This window comes from Moorena sp. SIO1F2 (genome assembly GCF_010672755.1).
Classification (GTDB): domain Bacteria; phylum Cyanobacteriota; class Cyanobacteriia; order Cyanobacteriales; family Coleofasciculaceae; genus Moorena.
In genome coordinates this window covers 1-8,234 of record NZ_JAAHFV010000293.1, presented here as the reverse complement: position 1 = coordinate 8,234, position 8,234 = coordinate 1, and the positions used below count along the sequence as shown (strand labels likewise).

Sequence of the window (8,234 nt, the reverse complement as noted above, 5' to 3'; positions counted from 1 at the left end):
GATATTAATTCTAGTGGATGAGCCTGAGACAGGTAGTGATACTGCCCATGTACTGGTATAAGTTGGCTGAGCTGATTTCAAATAAAAAAATGTTAAGCCCCAAATTCCGGCATTAACGGATATCCCCAAACACAAGTAAAATAGCCAACGTAGAGGCATGAGATTTGATTTTTCATAGGGATATGGGGCTATGGTCTTATAATTAGTAGTCATTGGAGCATCTCACCTGGCAAATCCACATTTGTAGTCTTAAGTTATAGTCTTAAGTTGTAGTCTTAAGTTATGATTTTTGATATTTTGTTCTATTATGAAAGACTTGGCAGAGAGTTTTACCCCACTATCAAGCAATGGCTTAAACCCGTAGCCAATACACCCCTGATGAAGAGTCAGATCTCGTGAGCTTATAACTTGTGATAGATGCATTAATTATAACATTTTAGCTATCCTCAATATGAATTAGGGTATAAATATGTCTTTAATAATCCGAATGGGATTGAAGATATCCCCAATAAAGTCAAAAACACTTTTGACATTAGTTACCGTTGAATCATAGCAAGCGACACTATCTCTTGGCATCAGCACTGGATTAACTTGGTCATCATTAGGCTTCTTCACCAAGTCCTCTACAGAACGTTCTATTGCCAGGGTTTCCCCAGTAGTACGGTCAGTTTGCAGTAACAGAGCACGGCGATCTGCATTTGTGCTTTCTGTGCCTCCAACACAACTAGCAGCAATTACAGCTTGAGATAGACGGGAGCCATATTCAACTTCCTGGATTCTAAGGTCACGTCCATTATTGGGATTAGTGAGATTGGAGATAAACACAGGAATAGTTGAGGGAGTCAGCTGGGAAGGTCTGGCTAGATAATATTGAGGCAACTCCCGAGTCGGAACAATGATTTGGTCTCCAGCAATCAAGGGAATATCCTCCACTGGTGATCCGGTGAACACACCAGATAAATCAATTACCTGTTCCTGCTCACCCCGAACCAAGCGCACCTGTTCAATGTTGGCATTTGGTTTGATGCCGCCAGCCGTTAAAATGGCAAAGGTTAGGTAGCGTTCTGGAGGATAGTCTCCTGAGACAGTAGCAATCGATGCCGGTAAGTCTCGACCTTTAGAATCCGTATCATTAATCAAAACCCGACCAGGTTCAAAAACAGCTCCTCCCACAGTTACCTGAATTGGAGCCCACTCAAAGAGTTGAATGCTGACTTTGAGGAAATCAGCATGAAAAAAGCCCCCTTCCAGCAAAGCCTTGACTAGGTCTTGCTCGATTTCTGATACTTCTCGACCCGCTGCCAGTATCGGGTCTAGGTAGGGAAATTTTATGTAACCATCCAGATTAACTTCATAGGTGGCACTGAAGCGTTCAGCTTCCGGGATTTCTTCTTCGCCAGCCACAAAGAGTCTAAGGCGATCGCCAGGAGACAGTGGTAGAGCCCAACTGGGAACGGATACACCTATTGCTGCTACGGTAGTAATTAACCCTGCTATCCAAAACTTGAGAATGGACATTGAAGAATCTCTGGGTTCACAACTATTACTTAGTGCTATTACTTAGTGATAACACGTGATAACACTTAGTATAGGGGGGTTTCGGTGAGTGTTTGAGTGTTGACTTACGATCAACACTCAACAACATTCAACAAAAAACACTGAACAGAAAACACTCAATTCCCTTTGCGACTAATTAAAATTAGTCACTAGTTAATTTTCAGTTAACCAACCACAACAGTTTCTTTAATTGCCGAGAGGGGCTTACCCTGAAAATAGTCAGGAATCGGCGCTCCCATCAAATTCAGAATAGTGGGGGCTAAATCTAGAGAATGACCAGCTGGTAAACTAGAACCTGGCTCAATATCTTGTCCTTGAATCACCAAAAAGCCATCAGAGCGGTGAGAACCAGTACGATTAAAGGGAACTGGACCAATGCGTCCAATATCGGGACTATCTACTACGTCAGTGGCATATTTTTCTTGCCAGATCACGACTAAGTCACCATCAGGTAATTTCGGACCAGTTTCAGTTGCCGATTGGCGGGTGCGGATAATTTCCTTCACCATTGGTTCCCCAGTGCGAGCATCTTTAAGCTGGTAAAGTTTTTGAGTCAATTCCTCACATACAGCATCGTACTGATCAGGGGGGACAATACCGTGAGGTTCCCTTCCCTGGAGATTAATCCTGATATATCCTTCCGAATAACTAGGCAGCGCGAAGGCTTTCATCTGAGGCCAGCAGGGTTGGTACCACGATGGACTCTGGAAAAAGAATGGATCGGATTCTGCCTGCATCTTGAACGGAGAAATGAGATCTGGTCCAGGAGTGGAACCAAACAAGGGTGCGATAGGATTGAAAAGTTTGGTAGGGAGTTGACGTCTTAAAAAACCTTTGAGTGGATTCGATTCATGCTTGAGGCTCCATACTTTCCCCATCCAACCCTTTTTAGCCCTGGCATCATTGACTAGGGGTTCTGGGGGTTGACCATAGTTGCCACGACCAATGCCATATTTACCTGGGAAACTCCAGCGATAGAGAAATTCTGGCAGGAACAACATACTCGGTAGATCCATGACGTTAGACCCCATACCATGGGCAGCAAATACTACGACCTGGGCATTATCCGGGGCTTTGCTCAAAATTCCACCAATGGCTTCGTCAATAGCTTCAAAAATTTCTAACACGGGGTCTCCAGGGCATTTAGCACCTACAGATGGGTAGAGGGGATGATCCGGCTGACTCAGGTGCCAGAAGTAATGCCCTGCAGTATGGGTTTCACCAAAGATTGTTAAGAAGAAATCCCACGGCATCTGCTCCAACAAGTCTTGACAAATGGCACCCCGGCGTGCGATACCAATCTCCAGTTGTTCCTGAAGACCCTTGAGTGCTGCCACATCCATAATACTGGCATGGTCTTTGCGTAAGACAGGATGCTCACCATGCTTATCAATCACATCCTGTAGCAAGGATTTGGGTATGGAATGACTTGGAGTCAGAGGAGAGTGAGCTCCCCAAGCGAGAACTTGCAACCCATTGACCTGATTGGACAGGGGAGCTTGAGGCATATCAAAGACTGCCACCCGATAGTCATCTCCCAAGGCATAGAAGGGTTGATACTCAGCAAAGTCGTAGGCTTGAATGTCTTCTACTTCGTAAGTGCCTTCCTTAATTTTCAGAGGTGCCCAGTACCCTGTTTGCTCAGGAGAACAACCAGTGAGGAATGTTGTCCAGGGAGTCTCAGCCCGGTAGTATTCATATGTCTTTAAACGTCCGTAAGATCCCTGTTCTCGTAAGCGACGCAGGTTTTTCAGATGCCCTTGAGATATCCATTGCTCTATCAAGGCAGGGTCGGCAGCATCCAAGCCAATGGCAATTACTGGGTTTCTCATGGTTGTGGTCGGTAGATCTGTGGGTAATTTTCTGGTAGGTTAAGTAGTGTGCCTAGTTTAGCTCAGCATCTAACCCTACAAATAACAATAGTCGGCTTCACAAAGATGAAGGTTGAAGGATCGATGAATCTTATAGTAGGCTTGTATAAATTTTCTGTAAAGACTACTGGTATCGGTCACACTATGTAGTCTCATTCTATAAGTAGCAAAGAGTTGAGGCATTTGTTAGCTCGACTAATTCTCAGACTCGGCTGGTGAGCTACTACCTGCTAAAAAATCTTCTTAAAATAAGCCATAAACCTGATCAAGACTACCTGATCAAGACAACGACTCGTGATCAGTAAAAATTACCATCGTTAGCTCATTTATGTAGAGTCTATGAAGACTATTTAAAGATTTTATTAAGCTCAGAGAAAATACTAGCCGGGACTCGCCCATAGGCTATGATATTAATGGTAAAATCAACCATTAACTAACCATCAATAACCCATAAAGGAGGACTGGTGCAACCGTAAAAACAAGTACTTTTAATTAAAGTAAATACCTAATACATAACCACTAAATTAAGCATAAATCAAGCCTAAACCAGGCTATCCTTACTAAGGATTATAGAAAGGAATTGACTTGAGGTTTTTAAGCTCTAAACATCTAAGCATATCGGGGTTGACTAGGAGGATGGAAAATTGAATTCATTCCCAGACAGCCTGATTGATTCAATCACAGTTTACTCTAATCTATAACGTTATAATTAGTCACCAATTCTAACCTCGATACGATCTAGATCACCCTGTGACAATGAGATTGAATATTTCGGTAAATATCTAACACTGTCCTGATCGATAATTCATCGCTTCTTAACACAGTGAACTAGAGTTTAATGCTAATACTAAAATAGATTTATGTCAAATTCCTGAGATAGTTTCAACCCCTGGTGTAATCTACATCAAGGGATTACTGTTGTTTAATTAGAGGAGATCTATAGGTTCAGCTATCTAGACAAAAGGGTATTTACCAATTTTTCAGAGCTACTATAGTCAAATTTATAGTCAAATTACTAAAACTGTGATAATGTAATTTTATTCTTTCCCAAATAAAATCTTGTTCGAAACAGTATCAAGCTAACTTGGTTAGCTGATCGGTAAATGGTAAATTGACTGAGTTTGGTTCCAAGTCTGAAGATTTTTGGTAAAAACTTGACTGTTTTTATTGCTTATCCCTTAGTTAGGAGAGACATCGTCAAAAGGTTAAACATGAGAGAAATAGTCAAAATATTAAACTTAGAGATTGATAATATATCAATCTCAGAGCTTTTAAAGCGGCTCGATAGCGGGGTTATTTTTACTCCCAATGTCGATCACTTAGTTAAGCTACAAAAAGACCCTGAATTCATGAAGGCATATCGAATTGCCGATTATAGATTATGTGATAGTAAAGTTGTGTATTATGCGTCAAGGTTTTTGGGGTCACCCATACAGGAGAAAATTTCTGGATCTGACCTTTTTCCAGCTTTTTATGAATATCACAGAAACAACGAAACTATTAAAATATTTCTCTTAGGTGGACGAGAAGGAGTCGCTAAAAAAGCTCAAGAAAATGTCAATGCTAAAGTTGGCAGAGAAATGGTTATCGCTGCGCACTCCCCATCATTCGGATTTGAGAAAAATGAAGCTGAATGCCAAGAAATCATAGAAATGGTTAACAACTCTGGAGCTACAGTACTAGCTGTGGGAGTTGGTGCGCCTAAACAAGAAAAGTGGATACACAAGTACAAAGATCAATTACCAAGCATTAAAATATTCATGGCAGTAGGTGCCACCCTTGATTTTGAAGCAGGAACCAAACCAAGGTCCCCTGTCTGGATGAGCGAGGTAGGCTTAGAATGGTTACACAGGCTAATATCTGAACCACGACGATTGTGGCGGCGATACCTGTTTGATGCTCCGGTCTTCCTTTGGTTAGTGTTGAAGCAAAAACTCAAGAGTTCTATGTTGCCGCCACCTAGGGTCAATCTGAATTGATCGCAAGTGCTATATTTTCCGTTTATATCGGAATTGTTTACTGGATCCTCAAGATTACCTATGACCTTTGTACCGATTACTTTTGGTGTCGCACTTCTACAACGGTGTGAACATTACCCCGTGGGTTAAAATCCCCCTTGATGGTGACATCTTCCGGGTTACAGGCGGCTACGAAGTCATCTAAAATTTGGTTGATACTCTCTTCATGGGAGATGTAGCGATCGCGGTATGTATTGATATACAACTTAAGGGCCTTTAGTTCTACCACCAGTTGATTGGGAACGTAGGTGATGTAAATCGTGGCAAAGTCCGGATAACCAGAAAACGGGCACTTGCAAGTAAATTCCGGTAAGGTGATGTTTATGTGATAGGGACGACCGATACGGGGATTGGGAAAGGTAATAAGTTTTGCTTGGGCAATCTCCTGTTCACCGTATTTAATCTGGGGTGTGTCTACTTCTGGTGATGCTTGTTCCTGGGTAAAGGAATTACTCATTGGTTTTGCTAGGATTAGAAACGATTTGAGGAATTTCTAGGATGGGATTCCCAGTCAGGACAATCTTCTGTGTCCCAACCATAGGGATGCATAGCGCAGACTAATAAATTTCCACCGTAGGCTTGACCGTGATAATGACGGCAACCTATGCAAGCGGGATGTTTCTGTGAGGATGGTGTCACGGAATCAGGAAAATCCTCGTCTGTTTCACTGACCATAACCTCAAAGTCAAAATAAATCTCAACAAACGGTTCAACAATCTCTTGCAAACACTGGTCAATTTCCGCACCAATGGCATTGTCTACCTCATTGGCAAACTCCTCAACTTCATTGGCAAACTCCTCAACCACCTCACTGACACCCTCGAAGAACTCATCGACCATATTAGCCACTGATTCCAGGGTTTCATAAATACTTTTAGACCAATCATCTTCCATAGTAGACATTTACTAAACAAACATCATGTGCTCAACCCCTAGGTTGTTCACAAATTAATTATAAGTGCTAAATAAGTGCTATAAGTTAGCGCTTTAGCCGACGCAATTCTTCTTGCATAGCTTGCACCTGCTGGCGTAGTTTGTCAACATCCTGCTCTTGGGGTGGTGCTGATTCTTCTTCCTCATCAGTAATAATCTCAATCCGGCGCGGCTCAGGTTTAGGATCATTAGGGTTAGCTTGAGAGGATTGCTGTTGCCCCTGTTGCACTAAATCTTCAACCAGTTTACGGGCTTCCTCGGTAGTCATCTCCCCTTTTTCTACCAGTTCATCTACCAGTTTCTGAGCTTGACCTCGCACTTCGGACAAGGTTCCCCCAGCTCTCTCCCCTGCTGCAGCAGCTATACCGACGCCTAGATAAAACGCTTTTTGAACCAAATTTCCAAAACCAGCCATGAACACTGATACTCCCAGAGTTATCCTAATACTCTATGATTCCAGGATAGGAGTGAAATCCCACTTTGCCCACTCGACTTAAGGTAGAAGGACTTAAGGGTCAGGAGGACTACAATAATACTATACAATGCAATACCTCCCTAAGGCAGAAATCTGTTGAGTTGATGAATAAAGTTGTCGTTGGCTTGTCTGGTGGGGTAGACAGTTCCGTAGCTGCCGCCACCCTCCATCACAAAGGATATGAAGTTGTAGGATTGACCCTTTGGTTAATGAAAGGGAAGGGTCAATGCTGCTCTGAGGGAATGGTCGATGCAGCGTTTATCTGTGAACAATTAGGGATTCCCCACCATATTGTGGACAGTCGCGATGTTTTTCAGGAAAACATTGTGGATTACTTAGTCTCGGGTTACCAATCTGGGATTACTCCACTTCCCTGTTCTCAGTGCAACAAGGCAGTGAAGTTTGGTCCGATGCTGACCTATGCCCATGAGACATTGGGGATTGATAAAATAGCCACAGGTCACTATGCCCGGATTACTTATGATGCCGAATGCGATCGCTATCAATTGCGGCGAGCACTAGACTTGACAAAAGACCAGTCATACTTCCTGTATGACTTGACTCAAGACCTGCTGGCGGCTTCCCTATTTCCTTTGGGAGAACTGAAGAAAACAGAAACGCGACGCCTGGCTGCTGAGTATAATCTCAAGACTGCTGATAAACCAGAAAGTCAGGACTTGTGTTTAATCGAATCCCACGGTTCCATGCAGAAGTTCCTGGACAAGTATATTTCCCAAACCACAGGTGACATCGTGGACTTGGATGGAAATGTGGTAGGGCAACATCAGGGAATTCACCACTACACCATTGGACAACGGAAAGGGCTAGGTATAGCTGCTCCCAATCCCTTGTATGTGATTGCCCTGGATGCAGCCAGGAATCGGGTAATTGTAGGGGAACGCCACCAAGCCACCCAACCTGAATGTACTGTTCATCGGGTCAATTGGGTATCGATTCAGGAACCTACTGTTCCCATTCGAGCTTCTGTGCAAGTTCGCTATCGCTCACCTGCTGTACCTGTGAATGTGATTCCTCTAGAAGGAAATCGGATCAAATTAGTGTTCGATGAACCACAATTCAGCATCACCCCAGGACAGGCTGCTGTTCTGTATGACGGGGAGCTGGTGCTTGGAGGTGGCATTATTGAGCAGTTACCAGAGAAAATTGCTAATGGCAAATTGGTTGAAGGTTGAAGGTTGGAGGTTGAACGCGATTGCGTGGCCTTTTGGCCAAGGTTGAACGCGATTGCGTGGCCTTTTGGCCAAGGTTGTTCACCCAAGGCGATTCGGTGTAGGGTAGGTTGAACGCGATTGCGTGGCCTTTTGGCCAAGGTTGTCGGTCAGAATGCAGAATGGTGAATTTAGAATGTAGAATTCCAAA

General features: G+C 43.3%; 9 protein-coding genes. 2 read left to right on the top strand and 7 right to left on the bottom strand.

The window, feature by feature from the left end; all coding sequences use genetic code 11:
* The 3 genes from F6J94_RS25785 to F6J94_RS25775 all read right to left on the bottom strand — a co-directional run.
* A partial coding sequence (locus F6J94_RS25785) for a hypothetical protein (protein ID WP_367142270.1) occupies positions 1–213 on the bottom strand: 213 nt, incomplete at its 3' end.
* Between the two features lie 243 nt (positions 214–456).
* Positions 457–1,518 (bottom strand): polysaccharide biosynthesis/export family protein, encoded by a 1,062-nt coding sequence (locus F6J94_RS25780; protein WP_293020851.1) that lies wholly within the window; start codon positions 1,516–1,518, stop codon positions 457–459.
* A 203-nt stretch (positions 1,519–1,721) separates the two neighbouring features.
* Positions 1,722–3,389, bottom strand: coding sequence for an alkaline phosphatase family protein (locus tag F6J94_RS25775; protein WP_075895518.1), 1,668 nt, complete (start codon positions 3,387–3,389; stop codon positions 1,722–1,724).
* A gap of 1,193 nt (positions 3,390–4,582) precedes the next feature.
* Here F6J94_RS25775 and F6J94_RS25770 point away from each other — a divergent pair.
* Positions 4,583–5,407, top strand: a complete 825-nt coding sequence (locus F6J94_RS25770) for a WecB/TagA/CpsF family glycosyltransferase (protein ID WP_364303198.1) — start codon at positions 4,583–4,585, stop codon at positions 5,405–5,407.
* A 76-nt stretch (positions 5,408–5,483) separates the two neighbouring features.
* Here the strand turns inward: F6J94_RS25770 and queF are convergent, their stop codons facing one another.
* The 3 genes from queF to F6J94_RS25755 all read right to left on the bottom strand — a co-directional run bounded on the left by queF (position 5,484) and on the right by F6J94_RS25755 (position 6,794).
* Positions 5,484–5,903, bottom strand: coding sequence for a preQ(1) synthase (gene queF / locus F6J94_RS25765; protein ID WP_075895514.1), 420 nt, complete (start codon positions 5,901–5,903; stop codon positions 5,484–5,486).
* Positions 5,904–5,917: 14 nt separating this feature from the next.
* Positions 5,918–6,349: a hypothetical protein gene (locus F6J94_RS25760; RefSeq protein ID WP_081431013.1), complete on the bottom strand. Its 432-nt coding sequence runs from the start codon at positions 6,347–6,349 to the stop codon at positions 5,918–5,920.
* A gap of 76 nt (positions 6,350–6,425) precedes the next feature.
* A complete protein-coding gene (locus F6J94_RS25755) occupies positions 6,426–6,794 on the bottom strand; it encodes a hypothetical protein (protein ID WP_075895510.1) in 369 nt (122 codons plus the stop codon).
* A gap of 164 nt (positions 6,795–6,958) precedes the next feature.
* On the opposite strand from F6J94_RS25755, the gene mnmA reads away from it, so the two are divergent.
* Entirely contained in the window at positions 6,959–8,047 is a 1,089-nt protein-coding gene (gene mnmA, locus F6J94_RS25750) for a tRNA 2-thiouridine(34) synthase MnmA (RefSeq protein WP_075905600.1), read from the top strand.
* On the opposite strand, the gene F6J94_RS25745 is transcribed toward mnmA, so the two are convergent.
* The coding region (locus F6J94_RS25745; RefSeq protein WP_293045331.1) for a hypothetical protein at positions 8,022–8,234 on the bottom strand (213 nt) is incomplete at its 5' end. The genes mnmA and F6J94_RS25745 overlap by 26 nt on opposite strands.